Raw genomic sequence first — 24,637 nt, forward strand, 5'->3', positions numbered from 1 at the left:
ATGATTCCGCCAGGGCCAGAAAGACGACAGGGAATCATCCGGTGCCCGGTTGCCCTGGAGCGGGCCCGCGCGTCATGAGGTGCTGTGCATCCGGTAGGTGACCAGGACGTTGAGGCGGTGCAGGTGCCGCGCCAGCTCGCGGAACCCGGTGTGCACGGCGTCCCTGGGCAGGCCGTACGCGGCGAGCGCGGTGGTCAGCGACTCGGGCAGGCCCCGCGCCCACGGGTCGGTGCACACCGCGTACGTCTCGTCGAGGGTCCTCCCGGCGGCGACGGCGGCCGACACCTCGGCCTCCAGCCGCTCCAGATAGGCGATCAGCTCGGCCAGGGCCGTCGGGCCGTCGCCGATCGGCCCGTGCCCCGGCACGATCCACTCCAGGTCGGGGAGGGCGGCACGCATCCTGGACGACCCCGCCCGGGTGGTGCGGTGTTCTGCCGTCCCGCTCGTACAGGATCCCGATGTCGTCGCGGCTCCACTCGCCGTCCGCGCCCCGCAGGGCGAGTTGGTCGAAGGTGGCCGTGACCTCGGTGAAGCTCATGGCGAAGGCCGAGCTCGCAGCCGCACCCTCCGGGTGGCCGGTCTCGAACTCGACCCCCTACGCCGTACGGTCACCCGCGACGGCCGCCCGCTGAACCTGTCGGTCAAGGAGTTCGCCCTCCTTGAGGCCCTCCTGCGGGCCGGCCCCGCCTTCCTCAGCACCGAGGATCTGCTCGAACAGGTCTGGGACGAGTTCGCCGACCCGCTGACCAACACCGTCACCGTCACCATCGGCCGCCTGCGCCGCAAACTCGGCCCCCCGGCCGTCATCGTCACCACCCCTGGGGTGGGCTACCGCATCCTCTGAATGGTGGAGGCGGGAACTGTACGGTCTTCGTCGGCCGTCCGAACCCCGCCGGTGCGGCCGCCAGGCGACGACCTTCCCCCGAAGCACAACGAGCACCGGCATTCCGGCGTCACCTCGTTGCGGGCGACCGCACCAACGATCAGGACATGACCGACCTAGAGCGTGAGGCAGCCCACGAGCGGGACTTCCGGCGGAACGGCGACAGCGCCGACGGGATCGGCGACGCCACCGGTTGCGCAATTGGCCATCATGATGGGGTCGACCTTCTGGATCGACTCCAGAGCCTGGTTCTTACTGGGATCGACGACGGCGTGAGCGGCTGAGACTGGGCCCAGGACAAACGTGGCGGCGGCCAGGGAGACGAAGAGAGCGGGCAGGATACGACGCATATCGCGGTACCTCCGGTGTCGCTGGACAGATCAACGATGGTGATTGCCAGCCACCCCCGTAGCGGAACGTGACTGACGGCTACACACTGTTGTCGTTCGCGATACGTAGCGTCACCGGCGGATGAGTGCCTGCTCCAGGACGGCGTGCACATAGTCGACCTCGGCGGGCGCGTTGTCGATGAGCAGCGCGGTGCACAACCCGTCGGACACCGCGACGAGCGCGGCGACGGCCGTGGGATCGTCCGTGCACTGCGAGCCGAGCTTCGCGACATTCTCGCGCCAGCGCCGCGCGACCGTCCGCAGGGCGGGCCGCCGGCCGGCGAGGGTGGACAACTCCCGCTCGGCCAGGGCGCGCTCCCGCCCCGGCCCGGCCGACTCCACGATGAGCTCGGCGAGCCCGCGCAACTTGTCGTCGTGGTGGTCGATGATGTCGCGGATGCGCGCGGTGTACGTGTCCGCGACGCTGGTCAGCGCGGCGATGAGCAGGTCGTCGAGGGTGTCGAAGTAGTACGTGCTCAGGCTGACCGGGATGCCCGCTTCCTTGGCCACCGTACGGTGGGTCACTCCGGCGGCCCCGTCTCGCTGGACGACCGCCAGAGTCGCGTCGATGATCTCGGCCCGGCGCCTCTGGCCTCTGGCCCTGCGTCCGTCCATGATCCCAGGTTAGACGACCTTCACGGCCGGGTTTCCCCGATGGGACGGATGTGCCTGAGCATGAACAGTCCCAGCACGGTCACGGCCAGGATCGCTGCTCCGACGGCGAGGGAGGCGACGTTCAGCCCGACGACGAACGCTTCTCGCGCCTGCTGGACGGTGTCCGCCCGGTCGGCCGCGAGCGCGCCGTCCAAGCTGGCGGTGATCCGCTCGGCGACCTCGGGCGTGACCCCGGCGGGGGCCTGCGCGAGTGATCGGTAGACGGCCGTGGAGAGGCTGCCGAGCAGCGCGACCCCGGCGGCGATGCCGAACTCCTGTACGGTCTCCGACAACGCCGCCGCCGATCCGGACTTCTCCGCCGGGGCCGCCCCGACGACGATGTCGGTGCCCAGTGCCGCGATGGCCCCGAGTCCCAGGTAGACGAACCCGAACCCGAGCACCACGTTCGTCGCGTCGCCGACCTCGGCCGTGGCGAGCAGGCCGTACCCGATCAGCGAGACTCCGAGCGTCGCCCCCATGACCGTCCCCGGCCGGATGCGCCTGGCCACGATCGGAGCGCCGATGGCGGCGACGAACATCGCCAGCGCGGGCAGCCCCATCCACAGCCCGGCGATGGCGGGCGACAGCCCCTCCACGAGTTGGAGAAACTGGGTGACCAGGTACATCGTGCCGCCCACGCCGACCAATCCGACCAGCAGCACGGTCAAGGCGGCGGAGAAGGCCCGGTCCCTGAACAACGTCATGTCCAGCAGCGGTGCGGCCAGCCTGAGCTGCCTGCGTACGAACACCGTCCCCGCGACCGCGCTCACCACCACGAGCACGGGCGTCAGCGCGTCGACCCCGTGCGTGGCACCGCTCTTGATCGCATAGACCAGCGGCAGCACGGCGACCAGCGACAACACGACGCTGACCGGATCCAGCCGCCCTTGCCCGGGGGCGGCGTACTCGGGCAGCAGGACCGGCGCCAGGGCCAGCACGACCACCGCCACCGGCGCCGCGATCAGGAAGGCCGCCCCCCACCAGAACCGGTCGACGAGCGCACCGCCCACCACCGGACCGGCCGCCATGCCCAGGGCGAACATGGTCGCCCACACACCGATGGCGACCGCCCGCTGGCGTACGTCCGCGAACATGTTGCTGATCAGCGACAACGTGGACGGCATGAGCGTCGCGCCCGCGATGCCGAGCAGGGCACGGGCGACGATGAGGAGCCCTGCGTCAGGAGCGAACGCCGCGACCACCGACGCGGCGGCGAACGCCGCGACCCCGATCATGAGCAGGCGCCGCCTGCCGATGCGGTCGCCCAGAGTCCCCATGGTGATGAGGAACCCGGCGATGAAGAAGCCGTAAGCGTCCATGATCCACAGCGTTTGCGTGGCCGTGGGTTCGAGTTCGGCGGCCATGCTCGGCATGACCAGGTACAACACGGTGACGTCGAGGCCCAGCAGCACGGTCGGCAGCGCCAGCAACCCCAGCCCCAGCCACACCCGGACGCCGGCTCGCTTGTGCGATTCCATATTTGAACGATAGTACAAGTTGTACCATCGTTCAAATATCTGCCTGCGGTCGTGGGCCCACGTTCGACGACGCCTGTTCCTATGCGACGGTGTCCAGTGTCGGCGCGATGACAGCGAAGGCCCGGTCGATCAGGGCGGCCGGGTCCTCGGCGCCGCCACTGTCGCTCCACCGCCGCAACACGGCATTGAAGGCGACCAGCGCCATCCCGGCGGCCAGTTGTGGATACAGGTCGGTCGCGGGATCGAGTCCCAGCCGCCGGGCCACCTCCGCCGCCAGCTCGTCGCGCCACTGCGCCTGGCGCTCCAGGAAGCGGGCGAGCAGGGCGGGTGTGCCCAAGATCAACTGCACCACACGTAGCGCCCGGTCGGCATGGCCGGCACAGGCATCGATGGAGATCCAGATGGTGTGCCGCAGCGCCACCGACAGCAGTTCCTCCGCGGGGCGGCCCGCCAGCTCCGCGCGCATGCCGGCGCCCATCTCAGTCAGGAACTGGACGACCACGTCCTCTTTTGACGCGAAGTACCGGAAGAACGTCCGCTTGGACACGCCTGCGGCGGTCACGATCTCGTCGACCGTGACCGCGTCGAACCCTTTCAGCGCCAGCAGATTCAGCGCCGCTTCGGTCAGCTCGTCCGAGACGAGCTGACGTTTGCGCTGGGCCAGGCTCATTTCAGGACGGATGGTCATCGGGCCATCGTACACGTCCTGCCATCCATGGCATTAGGACGCTTTGTTGACACTTGATGCCAAGTTCAGCAATATGTGCCACATGATGAAGCAGCAGCCTTGGACCGCCACACAGATTCCGGACCAGGCCAACCGGGTGTTCGTCGTCACCGGAGCCAACAGCGGCCTCGGCCTGGCGACCACCCGGGCGATCACCCGCAAGGGCGGGCACGTGATCCTCGCCGTACGCGACGAGGTCAAGGGCCGTCGGGCGATCGCGGAGATCACCGCCGAGCAGCCGGGCGCCCGCCTTGAGGTGCGCCTCCTCGACCTGGCCGATCTGGACTCCGTCCGCGCCTTCGCCGACCGGTTGCGCTCCGACCCCGCACGGCTGGACGTGCTCGTCAACAACGCCGGCGTGATGGCGCCGCCCCGAACGCTCAGCGCGCAAGGCCACGAGCTGCAGTTCGCCGCCAACCACCTCGGCCACTTCGCGCTCACCGGCTTGCTGTTCGACCTGCTGGCCGACGGGAACGACCCTCGTGTGGTCACGGTGACTTCGACCAACCACCGGCAGGGGCGCCTCTTCTTCGACGACCTCTCCGGCGAGCGCAAGTACTCGCCCATGGGGTTCTACAACCAATCGAAGTTCGCCAACGCCGTCTTCGGATGGGAGCTCCACCGGCGGCTGACCGCAGCCGGCAGCCCGGTGCGCAGCGTGCTCGCCCATCCCGGCTACACCTCCACCAACCTGCAGACGAGCGCGCCGGTCGGCCTGGTGAAGGTGTTGTTCGGCCGCATCCTCACCCCGCTTGCCCAGGCCCCGGACCAGGGCGCACTCCCCCAGCTGTACGCGGCGACCGCCCCGGACGTGGAAAGCGGGCAGTTCTTCGGGCCGGACGGCATGGGCGAGCTGCGCGGCGCGCCGAAGCAGGTGCACCTGTCCCCGGCGGCCGCCGACGCTGAGACCGGACGGCGGCTGTGGGAGCTGTCGGAACGGCTGACCGCCGTACGGTTCGCGTTCCCCGCCGCCGCCTGAGTCCGCCCGCCGAAGCGAGCTGGCCCCGTGATGGCCTACGACAAGAGCCAGAACACGGGGTTCGCGGGCCTCCGGCACAGGAACCCGCGACAGACCATTCTGCTGGGAGTGTTAGGCTGCAGGTCGTTGGTGTCGGGTTCCGGATGAGAGGGAGGTGAGGTTTGATGACCGCGGTGAAGACCGCTGCCGTGTGCAGCGCCCGGACATTCCTCACGTCCCGGGCTCCGGTCTGACCCACTTCTTACCTTGCCGTGAGCCATCCGGCTTACGAGGCGGGGTAGTTTCTGCGTCTCGTCGGGGCCCCTTCCCGCAAGGTGTCTCACGTTGCCAAATCTCTTCACAGATCCATCCGACGTCGGCCTGTCCCAGTACGGATGGACGGAAACACTCGACAACTCCTTCACCGAACACCGCGAGGCCGGCCTGGTACCGGCCCGGATCGCACGGGTGGATCGCGGCCTGTGTGACGCGGTCACCGAGTCCGGCCCGGTGCGGGCCGACCTCACGGCGCTGTACTCTCCCGATCCGATCCTGGCACCCTGCACCGGCGACTGGGCCGCGCTGCGCCCGGGCCGCGAACCGGGACTGGTGGCCCTGCTACCGCGTCATAGCGCGATCGTGCGCTCGTCGGCGTCACGCACCTCCCACGGGCAGGTGCTGGCCGCCAACGTCGACACCGTTGTCGTCGCCGTCTCACTGACCGCTCCGCCGGACGCGGCCCGGCTGGAACGACTGCTGGCCCTGGCGTGGGACAGTGGCGCCAGGCCGCTGATCGTCTTGACCAAAGCGGATCTGGCCGCCGACGCCGCCGCCGTGCACGCCGAAACGAGCACGCTGGCACCGGGCGTGGACATCCTGATCACCAGCGCCGCCACCGGTCAGAACATCGATGTGCTGACCGCGCTGCTGAGCGGCACCACGGTCCTGCTCGGATCCTCCGGCGCGGGCAAGTCCAGACTCGGCAACGCACTGCTCGGCAACGAGCTTCTGGCCACCGGCCAGGTACGCGCGCAGGACGGCAAGGGCCGCCACACCACCGTCCGCCGCGAGTTGGTTCCCCTTCCCGGTGGCGGCGTCCTCATCGACACGCCCGGGCTGCGCGGGATCAGTCTCTATGACGCCGCCGCCGGCCTGGAACAGGTCTTCGCCGAGATCGAACACCTCGCCCAGGACTGCCGCTTCGGCGACTGCTCCCACGACACCGAACCGGGTTGCGCCGTCCAGGCCGCCATCCAGGCGGGCGAGCTGACCGAGCGCCGTCTGGACAGCTACCGCAAGCTACAGCGCGAGAACGCGTGGGCGGCCTCGCGCACCGATGCCCGGCTGCGCGGCGAGCGTACCAACCGGCAGAAGGCCATCACCAGCCATCTGCGCGCGACCTACAAGTTCAGGGACCAGCAGTCATGACCGACCGCGTCCCATCGACGCTGGTCGTCACCGAATGCGAACCGACCACCGATTCCCCGTCCACCGATTCCCCGTCCGCCGAGGCACGGGCCGGGATGCGCGAAGCGGTCGCGGCCACCCAGCGAGAGATCACCATGCGCCACGAGCATGGCACTGACCACCAGTACACCGGCTACGTCCTGCGCCCGCAGGCGAGCACAGAAACGGACTCGAACACTCCCATGAGCACTTCCTGGATCACCCGCACCGAGACCGCCGCCGACCTCGCCCAGATCCGTGAGGTCAACCTCGCGGCCTTCCCCACCTCACACGAGGCCGACCTGGTCGAGGCCCTGCGCGCCGACCAGCAGGCGTGGATCCCCGGCCTGTCCTGGGTCGCAGAGGCGCCCGACGGCTCCATCGCCGGGTTCGCGCTGCTCACCCGCTGCCACGTCGACGACTCTCCGGCCCTCACTCTCGGCCCGTGCGCCGTGCGGCCCGAACACCAGCGGTCCGGCGCCGGTTCGGCCACCATCCACGCAGCCCTCGACGCCGCCCGTGAGCAAGGCGAGAACCTCGTGCTCGTCCTCGGCCACGCCGAGTACTATCCCCGCTTCGGCTTCGTCCCGGCCTCCGGCCACTTCATCCGGCCGCCCTTCGACGTCGAGGACAAGTACATGATGGCGCTCGTCTTCGACCCCACCCGGCCTGCGCCGACCGGCACCATCCGCTACCCGGCGGCGTTCGGAGTCTGACCCAGCCCGCCGAGACGAGACCACTGCCGTCCAGAGGTTCGGCGCTCTCGGCCTGGACTACAGCCGCTCCGTCCTTGTGACGTACGTACCCGGATGGCCTTCTGAGGCGGGCGGCCTGCCAACGATGGGAACCCGATCGCTGGCAGGCCGCGAGCAGCGCGTTCCGCCGGCCCTGCCCCCGAGCACTACACAGCGGTGATGGACCACTCGAAGGGCCAGGTGATGGCGGCTTTGGTGAAGCCCATGTCGCAGTCAGAGGGCTTGTAGCACACGGCGAAATTCCCGTGGTCCGGCAGGGCGTACGCGGGCGTGGGGCGGGGAGCAATTGTCAGATCCTGTGTCTCGATGAGTGTGGTCGGACTTCCCAGGTCGGCCGTTGGAGCTGATCGTTGTACACGATGATGTCGGCGTGGTCGGTTGGGCGGGCTGTGGCGAAGTAGAGCTGTTGGGAGGGGATATAGCGGTTGCGCCAGGACCGTTCGATTTCGGCGGTGTCTGCGGTGGATCCGGCCGGCGCTGTACCTCGCTCTCGGGCGCGATCCACCGTCTGCTCGAATGGGACGGACACGAAGATGCGCAGGTCCCATCGGTCGATGAGTTCTGGGCGCAGGAGGAAGACGCCGTCGAAGAGCAGTACGGCGTCTGCGGGCGCGGTCATGGCCGGCGGGGACGACGGGGTGTCGGTGTCTCTGTCGTAGACCGCGTGCTGGAACCTTCGGTCTCCGCCTGGTCCCAGCGGATCGAGCAGGACCCGGCACAGCGCGGCGTGGTCGTGGGCGTCGAAGTAGCAGCCTTCGGCCGAGTACTGGCCGCGTCGGTAGCGCTGTGCACGGGGGAAGAGGAAGTCGTCGATGGTCGCGCGGATGACGTCGCGGTCCTGCGCGCGCAGCACGACGGCGAGCTCGTCGGCCAGCGTGGTCTTGCCGGCGGCGGGCGGCCCGTCGATGGCGACCCGCAGCGGGTGCGCGGTCGTGACGGACCTGATCGCCTCGGCCAGCCGACTGATGAGCTCGCCGCGGGTGCCTTGGTTCATTGCTGCCTCTCACGATGTCTCTGTTTCAGTACCGCACGTCGGGCTGCGGTCGCCGGCTCGCGTTCGACGAGGAAACCCGGCGGCACTCGCCGTCTCCGGGTCGGTGCGCCGGTCTCAAGCATTACTCTCGGGATTTCGCGGTGCGGGTGGCCGACCTGCGTGCCGTACTGGACGCGATGGCCGAGCCGTACCGCTTCGACGGTGGCGTGCCGGCGGGCCTGACCGCGCAGCTCAAAATTGAGCGTGGGTCATCGTGTACCAGGTCGGAGCGAACACCAGCAGGGCCATCATGGCGAGGACCGCAAGCGACTTGAGAAGGTGTGGGGTGATCAGGGTCGCCGCCGCGGTGGGTCTGAAGTTCCATCGTCCGACCGCGACGAACGCCGCGACGCCGCCCAGAGCGAGATTCGCGGGTACCAGGCCATACTCGCCGCGCATGAGATGGAACACCGTCGCGAGGGTCATCGTCAGGGCCAGGCCGGCCGCGGCGAGCGGCGTGAGCTTCGGCTTGACGCCCGTCATCGCAGGCAGGATGAGGCCGATACCGCCGTCAGGGTCAGTATCGTGGTCCTGGCCTTGCTGGGCAGGCTATGGAAGGCCTGGGAGGCGGTCATCGCTGTGCTCCTTCGGAGTGCCGCTGTGCTGACAATCCCAAGGATCCTCGGCGGGGTTGATACATCCGCGATGCGCCGACGATGCTTGGCCGATCCATGGGCATCTCGGCCGAGCTTTGCCTCTAACCTCTGAAACGGGCGTCTGGCCGGTCAAAGGCACCACGATCAACGTGTACTACCGGAACTGTGGGAGCACCTCCGCGTTCATCACCCCGGACAGCCACGCCATCCCCTTCGACCGCTCCTACGCCTACGTCTAGCGTCCGCCGCGTCATCCGGCCGGGAGGCACAATCCGGTGGATCTGTCCCGCCGGCCTCGTTCCAGCCCGCTGACACGAGCCGGTGGGGCGTCATCACCTGCATCTGGCCACGGGCCGAGTGGGGGTGCCATCGTCGATGCCACCCCCACTCTCGACCGGCGGGGCGCCGGCGCGCGGCCTGGGCGTCGCGGGTGACGCCTCCCGCCCTCGCGTGGGGCCGGACATGGGCCTGATGCGGCACTAGCGTTCCTGCACGCGCATCAGGAGTTTGCCGGGGCTGTTGGTCGAGGTCATGATGCCGCGTACCTCGGCTCCGGGCAGGGGTTCCAGGCGCCATCGGCTCGCGACGGCCGCGACCACCGTCGTCATTTCCGTGCGCGCGTAGGACTCCCCGATGCACATGTGGCTGCCCGCGCCGAAGGGGATGAACGCTCCGCGGGGAACCGGCGGCCGGTCGGGAAGCCAGCGGTCAGGGTCGAACCGGACAGGGTCGGGGAAGTACCGCGGATTGCGGTGCAGCACCCAGGCGCTGAAGATGAACTCGGTTCCGCCGGGGAAGTGGTGACCGCCGAGTTCGACCTCGGCCATCGCCCGCCTGGTCGTCATGCCTCCGGGGTTGCGCATCCGCAGTGCCTCGTCGACCACCCGGCGGGTGTACGGGAGCCGGCTCAGAACATCGGGGGTGAGGGCACCGGTGAGTGTGTCCCGGAGTTCCCGCTGGAGTGCCCGGTCGACGGCCGGGTTCTGCCCCAGTTCGTGGAAGAGCCAGGCCAGGCCACCGGCGGCGGTCTCCGTTCCCGCCACCAGCAGGGTGATCAGCTCGTCGTGGACCTGCTGGTCGGTCATGGTCCCGCCGTCGCCGTCCTGGGCCTGTAGCAGCATTGACAAGAGGTCCTGCTGCTCTGCCTGCGGTTTCTCGCGCCGGGTGCGGATGAGGCGGTCGATGGCGGTGTGCAGTCGCCGGTTCGCGTCCGCCAGGTGTCGGTTGCCCGGGGTGGGGATCTTGTGCCACAGGTTGGTGGGGTCGAGCACACGGGTGTACGCGCCCCGCAGGACGACAGGCATCGCGTGGCGGATGTCGGCGACGAGGCCCTCGTCGAGGGCCGTGGAGAACAGCGTGGAGGTGACCACGGCGAGGGAGAGGTCGTGCATCTCATGCGTGACGTCGACGATCTGGCCGGGCCTCCAGGACGCGGCCCGCTGCGCGGCCAGGCGCGCCATGATGTCGACATAGTGGGCGATCTGACCGTGGTGGAAGGCGGGCTGCATCATCCGCCGCTGGCGCAGATGGAACGGGCCTTCGGAGGTGGCCAGGCCCTGACCGAGGTAGTCGTGCAGCTTCTCGAAGGAACGACCCTTGGCGTACCGGGCCGCGTCGGTGACCAGAACTTGTTGGACCAGGCCAGGGTTGATCAGGACGTAGCTCGGCCTTGGGCCGAGGTGGACGGCCACCAGCGGGTCGTAGGCGGTGAGGGTGTCGAGGAACTCCAGTGGCCGCCGCCATAGCTGGAGGGCGTGGCCGATCACGGGAAGGCGTCCGGGCGCAGGCGGTGGAGAAGTGCGGGTGGCGCTGCTCAATGTCACCCCTTCGGCAGACGGGCAGGGAACATCTGCGGCATGTCGCGAGCGGGTGTTGCGAGGCCTGGTGAGGAGGCCGCGGGTTCCGCCCGTCTGCACGTTGTGCCCGCTCGCGTAGAGGTCTAGTCCCGATGCCGCTCAGTTGGCGTGATGGCAGGTCTGTCAAGCCTGCGGAGACGGCAACGGAGCGCCTGCTGGAACGGTGTCGACCAAGATCACCGTTCGTCCCGCTCCGGGGTCGCCCCGGGATCACCCCGGCCGGGCAGGCGAGCCTGGGAGAGCAGAGCCAGCGCTCCGGCGATCAGGTAGGGCCAGGCGAACAGTTCGAACGTGCTGGAGCAACCGTGCGTCGCGTCCGACACCACCCAGGCGATCGGCTGGAACAATCCAGGCACCAGGAGCACCAGGCCGACGAACGGCGCGCTCCGATGGGTGGCCAGCACGGCTCCGACAGCAGCCAGGCAGACCCAGATGTAGAGGGCCTCGGCAGTGTCGAGGTGGATCATGGTCTGGGCCCAGGTGCCCTGCAGGTCCGCCCAGCAGCCGACGGCGCCGTCGGAGGAGTGGTTCCGGACCAAGGCGCGGCCGAGCACGAGGAGCACGACGGCGCTCCAGACGGCTGCCCGCGGCCTCGGCACCTGCTGCCCCGGGCGGGTCCGCAGCAGGGCGACGACGGCGACCGCGTGGCAGGCCACCACGAGCCACTCGCCGCTTTTCCGGCCGCAGGGGGTGGTGTAGGGGACGACGAGGGTCAGCGCGTTGAGCGCCAGCGTCACCGCCGCGAAGATCGTGCCGACCGTCCGGAACCGCCGAGGCGTCCAGAGCGCGAGGAACGCCAGCACGAGAGGCAGCAGCAAACTGGCGTATCCGGCGGTCCGCCAGACGGCGATCTCCAACGGCCCCGGCTCCATCACTTCATACGCGAACCAGCCGCAGCTTTCGAGCATGAAGATGGATAACAACTGCGGTGCGGCGGCGGCCAAGACGGCCAGGGCACGGAACACGGGCAGCCTCTCACCGGGCGGATGATCACGGGTGAGAGTAGCCGACCGGCATGCCTCTCAGCGCCGACGGGCTCATCAACGAGTACCAGATCGCCACCTGAAACCGCCGAGAATGGGCAGGCAGCCGTAGTCGGTCCTGATGCGGGCTGGACAACACGGCCAGGGACGTGACATTGGCAGCATCGTTCAGCGCACTCATCCTCACGGCCTTGGCGGTGATCGGCAGCGTCTTCGGCAACGCGCATGATCACGCCAAGGCCGTCTCGCCGTCCCCCGAGCGGCTGAACCTTCACCCAGTCCACCGAGTCGGCCGACGGCGAAGGTTGAAGATCAAGCCAAGACGCGAACTCAGAAATACCCAGCCCAGCCCGAGCCGCGGGACTGGGCGATCCCGAACGTGTTGGCGCCCATGCCGTTCCAGATGTACAGGGTGCCGTTGTGCGTGGCGGCGAGATCGGTGATGCCGTCCTGGTTGATGTCGCCGGGCGTCATCAACGTGCTCTCGTACGGTTGCCAGCCCGGTCCGATTTCCTGGCCGGGGGTGAAGTTGTTGGCGCCCTTGCCGTTCCAGATGAAGAGGGTGTGATCGGCCTTCCTGACCGCCGCCAGGTCACCGATCCCGTCGCCGTTGAAATCGCCGCCGATCGGCCGGGTGTAGGCGCCCCAGTTCGGGCCGATGGCGGTCTTCGGGCCGAAGGCGTTCCCGCCCTTGCCGTTCCAGACGTACAGCGTGCTGTTGTAGACGGCCGCGATGTCGTCGTTGCCGTCCTGGTTGATGTCTCCAAGCGAGGTCAACGTGTCCTCGTACGGCGCCCAGCCCGCCCCGAGTTGCTGGGCGGAGGTGAAGTTGTCGGCGCCCTTGCCGTTCCAGATGTGCAGAGTGTGGTCGTCCTTCCTCGATGCGGCCAGATCGGTGAGGCCGTCTCGGTTGAAGTCGCCCGCGATCGGTCGGCTGTAGGCGTTCCAGCCGGACCCGACGGGCGTGGCGGAGGTGAAACTGTTGGTGCCCGTGCCGTTCCAGATGGTCAGCGTCCCGGTGGCGGTCGAGAAGAGGTCGCCGACCCCGTCGCGGTTGAAGTCCTGGTTCGCCCCGGTCATCACCGCGTAGTGCGAGCGGAGTTCGGCCGCTGTGAGCGCGCGGTTGTACATCGCGAACTTCCCGATCGCCCCCTTGAAATAGGAGGCGAAGTTGCGGGTGCCCACCCGAACGGGGGCCGAGCCGGGCCTGGGCTTGACGATGACCTCGTCCTCCTGGCCCGGACGGTAGACCAGGTTGTCGGAGCCGGAGAGCACGCCGTTCTTGTAGATGCGCACCTTCCCGTATGTGCCCTCAGAGGTGTCGAACGTGATCGCGACGTGGATCCACTGGTTGACCGTCAGCGGGTGCTGGAAGGCGGCGCCGGCCCCGAATCCGCCCTCGGGGTTCCACGCGTAGCCGGAGATGCGGTTGGGGCGTTCCGGGTGAGACTTGTTGTACATGCGGCCGGCCCACTCCTGGTCGCCGCCCGCGTTCGACTTCGTGCCCTTCCCCATGAAGTAGACGTAGCCGTCCTGTTCCCCGTCGGGGAAGTTCAGGGCGTGCGGCCTGATCCACGCCTTCACGGTGAACTTCCCGGTGGTGGATATGTGGAAGGCGTTGGCGTTGGGCACCTCGAAGTAACCCGACGTGCCGTTGAAGACGGCGGCGCCGTCCCTGTTGGGGAGCTGTTCGGAGCTGGTGACGCCGCGGAAGGTGCCCTTGTACCCGTTGCCGGCCCGGTCGAGTTCCGTACCGGCCGATGGGTGGGACAGCCGCCAGTACGCCGCAGGTTTGTGCGAGAGGACCAGTTGGTCATACGGGCTCAGCCCGCTTGCCTGCGCCGCGGCGGGCTCTGCGGGCTCGGAGACGGCCACTACCGTCGACATCGCTATCAGGCCGGCGCACACGCCGAATCTCACCCATCTCATAGGCCGCACGGTAGGGAACGCCGGTATACGGGCGGTATGTCCACCGGGTGGGTTGCGCGGCGGTGGGCCCGTACCGCCCGCGCGCAGGGGATGCCCACCGCGGACGCGTTGTTCCGCCGGGCGCTGGGCCTGTGGCGTGGCCCCGCGTTGAGCGGGGTTGGCGCCTTGTGGGCCAGGGTCGAGGCGGCGCGCCTGGAGGACGAACGGCTCGCCGTCTTCGAGGAGCACGTCGACCTGCGACTTGGGGCTGGAGACCACGACGCCGTGGCGAGGGAACTGGCCGCGCATGTCAACGCGTATCCGCTGCGTGAGCGCTCGGCGGCTCAGTTGATGCTCGCCCTGTACCGGGCCTCGCGGGCATGGACGCGCTGGAGGTCTACCAGCGCGGTCATGATCGAGGAGCTGGGCCTGGAGCCGGGCGCGGAGCTGCGGAGGCTCCAGCAGGCCGTGCTCGCCGAGGATCCCGTCATCGACCTGGGCGCCCCGGAGCAAAGAGTCTCGATGGGTGAGCCGATCGTTCCCGCCGAACTACCCGCTGACATCTCGGCGTTCACGGCCCGGTACGCCGAGGTCGCGCATCTGCGCGCCGCGATCGACGCGGGCGCGGGCTTCTCCGTGACCGTGATCGACGGGCCCGGCGGCATCGGGAAGTCCGCGCTGGGAACCGCTGTCAACTACTTGTCGCGCAACAGCCCTACCCTCGCGCGGTCCGGCGACGTCGCCGACTGTAGGGAAGCTCGGGAAGTACGCGCCTACCCGCGTGTCGAGAACGCGGGAACTCTGGATCAGAGCGGTCAGGGTCCAGGAGGTGCTCGTCCATCTGCGGGTGCTTGGCGGCTTGCATATCCACGCCTGTGGAACGGCCGGCACCCAACGGAAAGCGCTGAACTCCTGTGCCTTCTCCGCCTCGCCACCTCTTCCTCGTCGCGCTCACAACGGCCACCGAGCGCAGAGCCATCAGGTAATGGGGCGATCACTTTCTTTGTGACGAGCTTTGCAGTGCTACGGATATCTCGGCCGTTCCCGTTTCCTCGGCAGGTGGTGGCGGCATCGGAAGGATCTCGCAGTCCCCCTTGGGCTCCGGCGTCCAGTCATAGACCTCGTGATAAGCCGTGTCGATCTGGAGGACTTTGTTCGGATCGAGCGGAGCGTGGCGAACGGGCTGAAGATCGAGAACATCCGCAGGGACCGCATGTCGACCCGGGGGCGACAGGATCCCGATCATGGGGATGCCGTTGAGCGACCTCGCGTAGGCGTGCCATTGCTGAGCCAAATCCGCTTGCCCTTCATAAGCATAACCGGTGCCCACGCGGTGACAGATGTCCGAGGGGATGCGGCCGTACAGCTTGTCTGGGGGATTTAGCGTCAGGTTCAGCGTGAGCCTCGAGTCCAAAGACGCGGCCCTTTCCAGGAATATCGACCCCTCTGACTGCCCTCGAAGAGTCAACAGAATGCCGAGCTCGAAAGTCGGGAGGGCTTTCCGCTTCTCTACCCAGTCGAGCAGCTCCGTCCCCCGATACCCGAGCCAGCGCTTGAAAAGAATTTCATCGAGAGCGGAGCAGAGCCTCCCGTCAGACGCGTGTCTCGGCACGTGGCTTATGGGTTGGCCATGGATGTTCGGCCCAGCGACGTCACGACCCGCGCCCGCGTCTTCATTGTCGAGGACAGCCGGGCACTCGTCGGCGTTGCCCAGGTGAAGATCGTTTAACTGCTTCCAATAGGTGTGCCATGATCCAATGCTGCCGATCTCAACGTCAGGGTCCACACCCGTCTCCGCGAGCGTGTCCCTGCACACGTGGACGAAGCCGGCGACCGTCTTCCAACGCGGAAACCTGACACCTTGACCTTTCAACAGTCGAGTAAGCGATGGGCCACTCATCTCTCCAGGAGGCGGCCAGCCGTTCAGGATGTCCCGATACGTCGGCATGCCGGCCTTCTGGTGGATTTTGCGAAGTTCTGCGCTCAGCTGACTGAGGGCAGCGCCGGGAGAAGGAGCGTCCACCTCGTGTACCACCACCCATAGTCCGTCGCCGTTGACGAAGCACCAATTGTCTCGTACGTCACGAGTGTTCTGGCCACATTAATGCCCCATGCGCATCAGGAGCTCATAGTTCCCGGCTCATATCGCTCAGATCCGTTCCATGTTGTTTCAAATCAATCCATCAAGATCCATTTTGCTCCGAAATGATCATCCGTCGGCCGTCCGTACTGCGTTGCTGATAGTAAATCCGCAGGAAGAGCACCTAGCGGTCATTTTGGATGGCCTTGGATCTTGGAGGTTCGCTAAGCATGTCCACCATGGTGATCATTAAAACGATCATCGCCCTCGCCGCCGCGGTTTTGACGGGGGGAGCCGCGGTTGTCGTCGCGCGACGTTCGGGCAAGGGCCCGTCCGCGGCCCTGCTCGTGGGGCTGACTGTTGGAACCGCCGCGCTGGGCGGAGTGACCCCGATCCTCTTCGGCTAGTGGGGTGACCACGAAGGTTCACCGGGTGGCGTGAGGCATCGATCTCGGGATCCGCGGTGGCAGGCTGATCGGTCGCTCTCGATGGCAGCAGGTTGTCGTCGAGGGTGAGGTGTGTGGGTGGCAGAGCCGGTCAGAGCACGACGGTCGAGCGGGAACGAAGGCCGCCGGTCGCAGCAGATCGTGCGCCGGGACAGACACGAGTCGATTCGGATGCGGCGGGCGTTGATCATTATGGCGTCGGCGTCGGGACTCCCGCTCCGGGATCGCGCGACTGATGGCAACGCATGAGGACACCGTGCGCGATGTGATCGATGCCTTCAATGAACGGGGGGCCGGCCGCGCTGGCCCCTCGGAGGGCGGGAGGCCGTCCCCGTCTGACCACGGATGAGGACATCGCGTTCATCATCCAGACGGCCACCACGCGCCCGGCCAGGCCGGGGCGTCCGTTCACCCACTGGAGCGTACGCAAGCTCCCCGACCACCTGGCCCGCCACAGCGACCGCAGGGTCGTCATCGGGCGCGAGCACCTGCGCCGGCTGCTGCACCGGCGCGGCGTCACCTTCCAGAGCGTCCGCACATACGCCTACCGCTCATACGTGATCCGCGACATACACCCAGCGCGCCAGCGCCTTGCGAGACCGACTGGGCCGCCAGGACCCGTCGCAAGAGGACTGCCACAGCGATCGGCTGCGATGACGAGAACCTCCAACGCGAACTCTTCGACGCCTTCAACCTCGAACTCCGCTACCGCGTCAACACCCACGAAGTTCTCATCCACATCACCGTCAAGGAGGACAACTTGCCAGCGATCAAAGCTCTCACGAACGCAATCGCCGACCCTCCCGAAGGAGGATCGGCGACCCAAGACCGTTCCCTTGTTCTGTGTGCCCCCTGTCGGCGCGGACTCTTTGCACCAGCGCCCAGGAACGGCCAGCCTCTGGACCGGAAACGCACCAGCCACCTGGCCCGACTCGAACCAGCTCTGACCGCCTGAAACGAGTTGACCAGCAGGGTCCTGCACGCTGCTGAACTGACGTCCAGGCCACCCACCGTTACCAGCTCCCAGAAAGCGAGCCGGAGCCCGACTCCCTCGTCGAGTGGTACCGGCCCGAGGAGGCTCGTCAGCGGCCCTGCTCATCGTTGCGGGTCAGCAGGGCAAGGCAGGCCAGGCTGAGCGCCGCCACCCCGGTGAGGTAGACCGTGATCGGCCACGTGCCGTTCCCCGTGGCGAACAGTGCGGTGGCCACCGTCGGGGCGATGCCGCCGCCGAGGACAGCCCCGATCTGGTAGCCCAGCGACACTCCGCTGTAGCGCAGCCGTACGGCGAACAGCTCAGCGAACATCGCCGCCTGAGGGCCATAGACCAGGCCCAGGGCCATCCCCATCCCCACCAGCGCGCCCAGTACGGCAGGCGTCGTCCCCATGTCGATGAGCGGGAAGAAGACGGCAGCCCACAGCAGCAGAACGGCGGAGCCGACGAGCAACACCCTGCGACGGCCGTACCGGTCGGACCACGCCGCCGCCCAGGGGATCGTCACGAGCCAGACGGCGGCGGCGATCAGGACGAGCAGCAGGATGTCGTCCCGGCCAAGGCCGAGCGTCTGGGTGGTGTAGGACAGGACATACACCATGAAGATGTAGCCGATGGCGTTGGTACCGATGAACCCGCCACCGGCCAGCAGCACCGCCCTCCACTGCGTGCGCAGCACCTCCACCACGGGAACGCGGGACCGCTCGCCCGCGGTCGACCCCTTGCGCAGCTCGGCGAAGTCCGGACTCTCCTCGACCTTGAGCCGGATCACCAGGCCGACCGCGACCAGCACCAGGCTCGCCAGGAACGGGATACGCCAACCCCAGTCGGCGAAGACCTCGGCACCGAGGGCGCTGGAGGTCACGAGGAAGACGAGGTTGGCGAGGATGAGGCCGCCGGGGACGCCCATCTGGGGGAAGCTGCCGTAGAAGCCGCGCCGAGAGCGCGGGGCGTGCTCGACGGCCATGAGCACCGCCCCACCCCATTCGCCGCCGACAGCCAGGCCTTGGGCAAACCGCAGCACGACCAGCAGGATCGGTGCCCAGATCCCCGCTGTGGCGTAGGTGGGCAGCAGGCCGATGCCGGCGGTGGCCAGACCCATGACCATGAGGGACAGCACCAGCATGGCCTTACGCCCGGCTCGGTCACCGAAGTGGCCCATGATCACGCCACCGAGGGGGCGGGCGAGGAAGCCGACGGAGTAGGTGGCGAACGCGGCGAGGGTGCCCGCGGCCGGAGAGAAAGTCGGAAAGAACTGCTTGGCGAAGATCAGCGCCGCCGCGGAGCCGTAGATGAAGTAGTCGTACCACTCGATGGTGGTGCCGATGAAGCTGGCGCCGACGACGCGGCGCAGGCCGCGCGGGTCAGGGGCTTTGCTGGATGCTCCAGACGTTTCTGAGGGCACGGACATGATGGCTCCTTGGGGGGATGTGGCCGTGGTGTGCGGAGGGAGAGGCGCGCGAGGAGTCGGTGAAGGGGAAGCCCTGTATCGCGTGCGGAACTGAAGGCAGCGCGACAGACCGCGCCGCCGAATTCGGGGGGACGCAGGTGAGGAAACGGGTGTGGTGAGAGAAGGCGGCGTGAGCTGGTGGCTCAGTGCGCGCACAGGTCCTTGACCCGGCGGAGCATGCCTGGGGAGCGTTCGAGGGTCTCGGGTTCGACGATCTTCACCTCTACGGAGACGCCGACCCCGTCCTTGATGCCCTTGGCGATCGCACGCTCGACGGCCTCACGCTGCGCAGCGCCGAGCCACCGGTGAACAGCACGCAAGAGATGCGCACTTTTGCGGCCCCGGTGGACTTCGTCCATGGGGACGGCGAACATGCCGTACGGGTAGGTATCTCGCAGGTCGGCCTCGGTGGTGGCTGGGGACCGGCAGCTATTGGGCTTGACCACGGCGTCGTCGAACTTCTTCCGATACAGCTCCGCGTTCTCGTACGCGTGCCCGGCGTGGCCCACAGCCGGGTCACTCGAGGTCCTCGTCGTTCTTCGCGCGTCAGACGCTCAGCGTCGTCCAGCAGGTCGCCGAGGCGGAGTCCCGGCCCCGCCCGGGCTGTATGTGCGAAGTTCATCGCGACTCCTTCGTTGCCACTGCGCCCAAGCGAATGCGCAGGCAGAGACGACGGGATGGGCTCTGCGCGTGGTCTGCACCACGGGATATAACGACCGAACGTTCGGTTAATGTGCGCCAAGTAACCCAGAACACCCATCACCTGTCAAGAGGCGGAAACATGCCCCTGTCCCCCGGCTTCCGAGCTCCCGGGGCATCCAGGCGAGGGGATCGTCGCAGCGGCCGAGACCCCCTGTACGGCTTCCGCCTCGACGTCCGACGAAGAGCCCGCGCAGGGTCCGCAGGCATCGGGCTCCGAGCCGGTGAGTGCCGCATCGGCGTATCCGATGCCTCGTCCAGAAGGGCGATGACGCGTTCGAGCGGGCCGATCACCTCCATCGGCGAGGTGTCGAAGTCGGGCCGGGCCGCGGCCCACAACTCGCGAACTCGTTCGGTGCTGCGGCTCATGCCTTCCGCCATATTGTTAACGGGTTGACCATCGGTTTACATTTGTTCTCATGACAGACAGCACCGCCCTCCGGCGTCCGGGCCCGCTGCTGGTTGTCCTGAGCCTGCTCACCGCCGTGGCGCCGCTGGCCATCGACATGTACGTGCCCGGCTTTCCCGAACTGGGACGAGAGCCGGCCGCGAGCGGGTCGGCGGTGCAACTGTCGATGAGCGTCTTCCTGGTCGGCCTGGTCGCCGGCCAGCTCATGATCGGGCCGCTGAGCGACAGGCTGGGCCGGCGCCGGCTGCTGGTGCCGGGCGCCGCCGCCTTCGCCATCCTGTCGGCCTGCTGCACGCTGGCGCCGACCGTGCCGTTGCTGGTGGCCGGCCGGTTCCTGCAGGGCTGCGCGGGGGCGGCCGGGCTGGCGCTGGCGCGTGCCGTCCTGACCGACCGCTTCGCTGGGCCGCGGCTGCCGGTCTACTTCTCGATCCTGGCCATGATCCTCGGCGTCGCGCCGGTCCTCGGACCGCTGCTGGGTGGGGTGACTGTGAGCGCTTCCGGGTGGCGTACGGTGTTCTGCGCGCTAACGGTCTTCGGGCTCGTGTCGCTGGCCGCGACCTGGCTGGGCGTGCCGGAGTCGCTGCCGCCCGAGCGCCGATCGCCGGGCGGTCTGCGGCAGGAAGATCCCGATCGAGGTGGTCACACCCGAACAGGCGCCGGCCGACCTGGGCAGGACGATGCCCGCGATGGGAGTAGAGGCGATCATGCGCGCGTGGGAGGCGGGCTCCGAGGTCGCCCCCGAGACCTCCGTCATCGTCGAAAAGCTCACCGGACGGCCCGTACAGACCTTCGCAGAATGGGCGCGGGACCACGCCGCCGACTTCCGCTGACCACTTCAGGCCAGGAGACCCAGGATTTCAGGTGCTTCCCAGGCCGTCAGTTGCCGTTCGGGGGGCAGTTTCCTCATGCGCGAACTGGTTGATCGGCTCGGCGAGGGTTCATGGCCTCCTGGCTGGTCGTCGGGGCTCTTCCTCGACGCTGCGACGATCGCCGCGGCTCGTCCCGCGTCAAGATCGTTCGCCATCGCTTCGCTGCGGGCGCTGCATCTTGACCCGCCCTCCCAGCGGCGGGCCAGGCGTTGTCGGTTGCTGGACTCACTGATCAGCGGAGCCGGGCAGGCATGTGATGCGTTCAGGCCGGAGGCCGACCCCGACCATGTACGCCATCGCCTGGCGAACCAGGCGTGAGCCCGCGATCGGTTGACGGAGCCGGTCTCCCCTCATGGCCGGTTCGATGCCGAAACGCTGAATCAGCCGCTGCAACGTCTGTGCCGCCACAGTCGGTTGTCGTCTTCTCCGTTTCACCGCGGCCAGCACGGTCGGTGGAATCGGCGTGCCGTGTCGTTGCGCGTGCAACAGGGGCACCGTCAGCAGGTTCGCCGTGGCGACGGCGTCCTGGATGGCGAGGTTGACGCCGAATCCGCCGATCGGTGACATGGCGTGCGCGGCATCGCCGATGCACAGGAGCCCGGGGGCGTGCCAGCGGCGTAGCAGGTCGATGCGTACGTCGAGTCGATGGAGCTCGTGGATCTCGCTCACTCGGTCGGCCAGGAAGGGGGCGAGCGCGGCCACCTGTTCTCTCACGTGCTCGATACCGGACGGCGCCGTGCCCTTGGTGATCTCGAAGCTGGCCTGCCAGTAGCTTCCCCGATCGATCAGGCTCAGGACGGAGCCGCCTCCGACCCGTATGCACAATCCTTCGTCCGGATCGTCGGCACGACGGCTGATCTTGAACAGCCCCACATCGGTGGGCGCGCCGAAGGCTCGTGAGGGCAGGGCTGCGGCCATGCGGATCGCGGAGTTGCGGCCGTCCGCGCCGACGGTGAGCTGGGCCCGTATCTCGTGCTCGCCATCGGCATCGCGGAATCGCACGCCGGCCACCCGCCCGCCGTCGCGTACGAGGTCGTGGGCCTGAGACCGCATGAGGAGCCGGAAGGTCGGCAGGCCGGCGCCAACCTCGGCCAGCAGGTTCAGGAACTCCCACTGGGGGATGAACGCCAGGTACGGGAACCGCACGCGCAGCAGCCGGAAGTCGGCCATCTCCATCCGTCGGCCGCCCTGCACCATTTCGATGGCCGGGACTTTGCGATGTGGCAGCGCGTGAAAACGGTCGGCCAGTCCGAGTTGGTCCAGGACCTCCAGGGTGGCGGGGTGCACGGTGTCGCCACGGAAGTCCCGCAGGAAGTCGGCGTGCTTTTCCAGCACCGTGACCTGGATGGCAACTCTGGCCAGCAGAAGGCCGAGCATCAGGCCGGCGGGGCCGCCGCCGGCCACGCAGACGGTGGACTCGATGCAGCTCATCTGATGATCTTCCGGGCGATTGCCTCGATCGCGCTCGTCGAGGACTCGACAGCTGCGAAGCCGCGCTCGATCATGGCGCGCTCGTAGGCGCTGATCGCCTCCAGCAGGGTGCTGCTGCCCTGTTGGACGGTGATCAAGTGGCGGGCCAGGTCAGCGGCGTCGCTCAGTGCGGTGTTGGCGCCGGAGCCGCGGGAGGGTGGCATGGCGTGGACGGCGTCGCCGAGGAGCGTCACATGGTCGCTCACCCACGCCGGGATCGGGAGAGTCGTGCCGATGGAGAGATGGAAGGTCTGCTCGGGCCATGATCGCTCGATGATCCGTCGCATGGCTGGGTGCGCGTCCGCGGTGAGGTCGAGGGCTCGCCGGTGCAGCTCGGGTCCGGGCAGGTGGGCGTCGGACGCGTCGAGCCGGTCGCGGTGCACGGTGATCGCCCACATGACGAAGTCGCCGGTGTCGGTGAGGAGCACGTCTGGCGCCAGGTGTTCGGCGGTGGGCCGCGGCTGGTTCTCGAACCGCATGTATCCGATCATCATCGCGGGGTCCATGCCCGTCACGGCCGCGAAGGCGTGCTCGAGCCCGTCCGGGAGCGAGCGTTCGATCTCGCCGGTGATCGGGCCCTTGCCGCCGATCCACCGGATCTCCAGATCCTCCACCCGCGCTTGCGGCAGGCGCTGACCGCGTACGGCTGAGCCGATCCCGTCGGCACCGACCAGGACGTCGCCGCTCTCGCTGGTGCCGTCGGCGAACCAGGCCCGGACCTGCCCTCCCCCGTCCTGCTCGTAGCGGGTGAACGCCTTGCCGAAGCGCACCACGCCGTCCAGGCCGCCGAGCAGGATCTCGCGCAGGGTGTTCCTGCTGACCGCCCTGCCCGTCCTGATGATCGAGGTGCCGTCGGGGAGTGCGGGCAGGGGGACCTCCTGGAGCCGCGCGCCTTCGGCGTTGATCAGCATCATCCGCTCGCTCGGCTGACCGCGCGTGGCCTGATACAGCTCGAAAAGCGGTCCGGGCAGGCAGGCGCGGAGCGCGTCCTCCCCGCGCTGGTCGATGTGGACGCGATGGCCCTGGGCTCTGCTGTACGGCCCGGCGTCGCGTTCGAGGACCAGCACGTCCACGCCGGCCTGGTGCAGTCGTTGGGCCAGGCAGAGCCCGCCCAGGCCGGCGCCCGCGATGAGCACGCGCAGGGGTTCGTTCATGTCAAGACCCTTCTCTGTGGAGGAGGCGCTCCAGCGCCTGGGTGAGGTGGCCGGGTTCGGTGGAGCGCCACGCGACGAAGCCGTCGGGCCGCACGAGCAGCGCCTCCGCTCCGCCGCCGCCCGCGCGTACCTCGACGCCGAGCGGGTCGGCGGCCGCGCGCCAGCGCTGTTCGTCGCCGTCGGCGAGAAGGACGAACGAGCGGGCCGACAGGTCGAAATGCGGCACCATGCCGCCCGGCTGCCGTGTGGGCCTACGTGGATTTTCGAACGGGTCGCCGGTGCCGTAGCGGTAGCCCAGCTCGAACGTCAGGCGATCCACCGTCAGCGCCTCGGCGGTCACGGTGGGCGCGGTCATGTGCGCAGGGAGCCTGCTCAGCCCGTCGCGCACGGTCAACTCCGCCAGCGGCCTGCGCTCGGTGTCATAGGTGTCGAGCAGGCCCGGCCCCGCCTCGCCCGACAGGACCAATTCGAGCTTCCATGCGAGGTTGTGCGCGTCCTGGATGCGCGCGTTACCGATCAGACCGGGTGTGGGCGGCGACACGTATGCGGACTTGCTCAGCAGCAGCACGCGCCCGCATACGAACCGGTCGGCGATCTCGGCCGCGATCTCGAGCGGCTCGAGACCGACCAGTTCGACGGGTAGATCCGCACGCCCGATCGCGGTTCTGATCAGCTCCGCGCACTGTTCCGTCGTGAGGCCGGTCATCGGCACGGTGAGCCCGAATATCCCTGGTTCCTCCGGCAGGAGCAGCCCGTTCACGCTGCCGAGCACATAGCCGTCGCACAGGTCAAGGTCAGCACGGAAGCTGATGGTGAGCTGGCGGCCGAGCCTGCCGGGCCCGTGCGCGGACACCCCGGCCGCATCCCTGAGGGCGGAACCGGAGGCCGCGATCAGGTAGCGAGCCTCGACCGTCGTGCCGTCGTCCAGCACGCCCGTGACTCGGCCCGGACTGGCCTCGAAGCCGGTCAGCGTGACGCCCAGCCGCACCTCGGCGCCGCGTTCACGCGCCTGGGTACGCATGACCGCCGCCAATTCCCGCTCGTTGCAGGTGCACACGGGCACCTCGCTGACGGACGGGGGTATCGGGTCCCACGGCGAGAGCAAGCGAGCGCTCGCCGAGCCCGTGACCGTGTCGGCCACGATCAGGCCGCCGCTCTCGCGCCCCAGCTCGATGTCGCGAACCGGCTCCTCCAACCCCGCTCCACGCAGCACCTGCATGGTGCGCGGATTGAGTCGGTGGTTCCTCGGCGCTCTGGGCATCTCCCGCTCGCGCTCCACCACCAAACACGTCACACCAACCTGGCTGAGGAGAGCCGCCACGGTCAGCCCACTCAAGCCGCCGCCGACGATCAGCACATCCATTCTTCATCACCCGTTGGAGAATATAGCCAGATCGGCGACA

General features: G+C 68.3%; 24 protein-coding genes and 1 pseudogene. 8 read left to right on the plus strand and 17 right to left on the minus strand.

Going from position 1 to position 24,637, the window contains the following annotated elements; genetic code table 11:
- Positions 1-72 precede the first annotated feature (72 nt).
- Positions 73-399, minus strand: coding sequence for a hypothetical protein (locus ABD844_RS45590; protein ID WP_344893655.1), 327 nt, complete (start codon positions 397-399; stop codon positions 73-75).
- A gap of 172 nt (positions 400-571) precedes the next feature.
- Between ABD844_RS45590 and ABD844_RS45595 the strand changes: the two genes are divergently transcribed.
- Entirely contained in the window at positions 572-844 is a 273-nt protein-coding gene (locus ABD844_RS45595; RefSeq protein ID WP_425568766.1) for a winged helix-turn-helix domain-containing protein, read from the plus strand.
- 155 nt (positions 845-999) lie between these two features.
- Here ABD844_RS45595 and ABD844_RS45600 read toward each other — a convergent pair whose 3' ends face one another.
- The 4 genes from ABD844_RS45600 to ABD844_RS45615 all read right to left on the minus strand — a co-directional run bounded on the left by ABD844_RS45600 (position 1,000) and on the right by ABD844_RS45615 (position 4,092).
- Positions 1,000-1,233, minus strand: a complete 234-nt coding sequence (locus ABD844_RS45600) for a hypothetical protein (protein WP_344893658.1) — start codon at positions 1,231-1,233, stop codon at positions 1,000-1,002.
- A gap of 111 nt (positions 1,234-1,344) precedes the next feature.
- Positions 1,345-1,887, minus strand: a complete 543-nt coding sequence (locus ABD844_RS45605) for a TetR/AcrR family transcriptional regulator (protein ID WP_344893662.1) — start codon at positions 1,885-1,887, stop codon at positions 1,345-1,347.
- 20 nt (positions 1,888-1,907) lie between these two features.
- Positions 1,908-3,404, minus strand: a complete 1,497-nt coding sequence (locus ABD844_RS45610; protein WP_344893665.1) for an MFS transporter — start codon at positions 3,402-3,404, stop codon at positions 1,908-1,910.
- Between the two features lie 79 nt (positions 3,405-3,483).
- The gene (locus ABD844_RS45615; RefSeq protein WP_344893668.1) at positions 3,484-4,092 is read right to left on the minus strand and encodes a TetR family transcriptional regulator; all 609 of its coding nucleotides are present in this window, start codon (positions 4,090-4,092) and stop codon (positions 3,484-3,486) included.
- A gap of 82 nt (positions 4,093-4,174) precedes the next feature.
- On the opposite strand from ABD844_RS45615, the gene ABD844_RS45620 reads away from it, so the two are divergent.
- The 3 genes from ABD844_RS45620 to ABD844_RS45630 all read left to right on the plus strand — a co-directional run bounded on the left by ABD844_RS45620 (position 4,175) and on the right by ABD844_RS45630 (position 7,251).
- The gene (locus tag ABD844_RS45620) at positions 4,175-5,110 is read left to right on the plus strand and encodes an oxidoreductase (protein ID WP_344893671.1); all 936 of its coding nucleotides are present in this window, start codon (positions 4,175-4,177) and stop codon (positions 5,108-5,110) included.
- 324 nt (positions 5,111-5,434) lie between these two features.
- Complete coding sequence (gene rsgA / locus ABD844_RS45625) at positions 5,435-6,517, plus strand: ribosome small subunit-dependent GTPase A (protein ID WP_344893674.1); 1,083 nt, start codon at positions 5,435-5,437, stop codon at positions 6,515-6,517.
- Between the two features lie 221 nt (positions 6,518-6,738).
- Positions 6,739-7,251, plus strand: a complete 513-nt coding sequence (locus tag ABD844_RS45630; protein WP_344893746.1) for a GNAT family N-acetyltransferase — start codon at positions 6,739-6,741, stop codon at positions 7,249-7,251.
- Between the two features lie 328 nt (positions 7,252-7,579).
- Here ABD844_RS45630 and ABD844_RS45635 read toward each other — a convergent pair whose 3' ends face one another.
- The 6 genes from ABD844_RS45635 to ABD844_RS45660 form a co-directional block, all read right to left on the minus strand.
- Positions 7,580-8,284 (minus strand): cytidylate kinase family protein, encoded by a 705-nt coding sequence (locus ABD844_RS45635; RefSeq protein WP_344893677.1) that lies wholly within the window; start codon positions 8,282-8,284, stop codon positions 7,580-7,582.
- A 231-nt stretch (positions 8,285-8,515) separates the two neighbouring features.
- Positions 8,516-8,827: a DoxX family protein gene (locus ABD844_RS45640; RefSeq protein WP_344893749.1), complete on the minus strand. Its 312-nt coding sequence runs from the start codon at positions 8,825-8,827 to the stop codon at positions 8,516-8,518.
- 571 nt (positions 8,828-9,398) lie between these two features.
- Positions 9,399-10,835 carry a cytochrome P450 gene (locus ABD844_RS45645; protein WP_344893680.1) on the minus strand — a complete coding sequence of 479 codons (1,437 nt, stop codon included), beginning with the start codon at positions 10,833-10,835 and terminating at the stop codon, positions 9,399-9,401.
- A 116-nt stretch (positions 10,836-10,951) separates the two neighbouring features.
- Entirely contained in the window at positions 10,952-11,740 is a 789-nt protein-coding gene (locus ABD844_RS45650) for a hypothetical protein (RefSeq protein ID WP_344893683.1), read from the minus strand.
- 25 nt (positions 11,741-11,765) lie between these two features.
- The gene (locus ABD844_RS45655; RefSeq protein WP_344893686.1) at positions 11,766-11,978 is read right to left on the minus strand and encodes a hypothetical protein; all 213 of its coding nucleotides are present in this window, start codon (positions 11,976-11,978) and stop codon (positions 11,766-11,768) included.
- 110 nt (positions 11,979-12,088) lie between these two features.
- The gene (locus tag ABD844_RS45660) at positions 12,089-13,687 is read right to left on the minus strand and encodes an FG-GAP-like repeat-containing protein (protein WP_344893689.1); all 1,599 of its coding nucleotides are present in this window, start codon (positions 13,685-13,687) and stop codon (positions 12,089-12,091) included.
- A gap of 36 nt (positions 13,688-13,723) precedes the next feature.
- On the opposite strand from ABD844_RS45660, the pseudogene ABD844_RS53480 reads away from it, so the two are divergent.
- Positions 13,724-14,128, plus strand: a pseudogene (locus tag ABD844_RS53480) (AfsR/SARP family transcriptional regulator); the annotation flags it as partial.
- A 532-nt stretch (positions 14,129-14,660) separates the two neighbouring features.
- Here ABD844_RS53480 and ABD844_RS45665 read toward each other — a convergent pair.
- Positions 14,661-15,704, minus strand: a complete 1,044-nt coding sequence (locus ABD844_RS45665) for a hypothetical protein (protein ID WP_344893692.1) — start codon at positions 15,702-15,704, stop codon at positions 14,661-14,663.
- A gap of 272 nt (positions 15,705-15,976) precedes the next feature.
- Here ABD844_RS45665 and ABD844_RS45670 point away from each other — a divergent pair, with 272 nt between their 5' ends.
- Positions 15,977-16,153 (plus strand): hypothetical protein, encoded by a 177-nt coding sequence (locus ABD844_RS45670; RefSeq protein ID WP_344893695.1) that lies wholly within the window; start codon positions 15,977-15,979, stop codon positions 16,151-16,153.
- Between the two features lie 320 nt (positions 16,154-16,473).
- Positions 16,474-17,139 (plus strand): helix-turn-helix domain-containing protein, encoded by a 666-nt coding sequence (locus ABD844_RS53485; protein WP_425568767.1) that lies wholly within the window; start codon positions 16,474-16,476, stop codon positions 17,137-17,139.
- A gap of 135 nt (positions 17,140-17,274) precedes the next feature.
- On the opposite strand, the gene ABD844_RS45675 is transcribed toward ABD844_RS53485, so the two are convergent.
- Positions 17,275-18,594, minus strand: a complete 1,320-nt coding sequence (locus ABD844_RS45675; RefSeq protein WP_344893698.1) for an MFS transporter — start codon at positions 18,592-18,594, stop codon at positions 17,275-17,277.
- Positions 18,595-18,776: 182 nt separating this feature from the next.
- A complete protein-coding gene (locus tag ABD844_RS45680) occupies positions 18,777-19,142 on the minus strand; it encodes an acyl-CoA synthetase family protein (RefSeq protein ID WP_344893701.1) in 366 nt (121 codons plus the stop codon).
- A 609-nt stretch (positions 19,143-19,751) separates the two neighbouring features.
- Here ABD844_RS45680 and ABD844_RS45685 point away from each other — a divergent pair.
- The gene (locus tag ABD844_RS45685) at positions 19,752-20,663 is read left to right on the plus strand and encodes an MFS transporter (RefSeq protein WP_344893704.1); all 912 of its coding nucleotides are present in this window, start codon (positions 19,752-19,754) and stop codon (positions 20,661-20,663) included.
- 172 nt (positions 20,664-20,835) lie between these two features.
- Here the strand turns inward: ABD844_RS45685 and ABD844_RS45690 are convergent, their stop codons facing one another.
- From ABD844_RS45690 to ABD844_RS45700, 3 genes are read right to left on the minus strand one after another with little or no spacing between them, the layout of a single operon-like run.
- Positions 20,836-22,014: an FAD-dependent oxidoreductase gene (locus ABD844_RS45690; RefSeq protein WP_344893707.1), complete on the minus strand. Its 1,179-nt coding sequence runs from the start codon at positions 22,012-22,014 to the stop codon at positions 20,836-20,838.
- Positions 22,015-22,037: 23 nt separating this feature from the next.
- Complete coding sequence (locus tag ABD844_RS45695) at positions 22,038-23,234, minus strand: FAD-dependent oxidoreductase (protein ID WP_344893710.1); 1,197 nt, start codon at positions 23,232-23,234, stop codon at positions 22,038-22,040.
- Position 23,235: 1 nt separating this feature from the next.
- Positions 23,236-24,597 (minus strand): FAD-dependent monooxygenase, encoded by a 1,362-nt coding sequence (locus ABD844_RS45700; RefSeq protein ID WP_344893713.1) that lies wholly within the window; start codon positions 24,595-24,597, stop codon positions 23,236-23,238.
- Positions 24,598-24,637 lie beyond the last annotated feature (40 nt).

This window comes from Nonomuraea antimicrobica (assembly GCF_039536965.1).
GTDB classification, from domain to species: Bacteria; Actinomycetota; Actinomycetes; order Streptosporangiales; family Streptosporangiaceae; genus Nonomuraea; species Nonomuraea antimicrobica.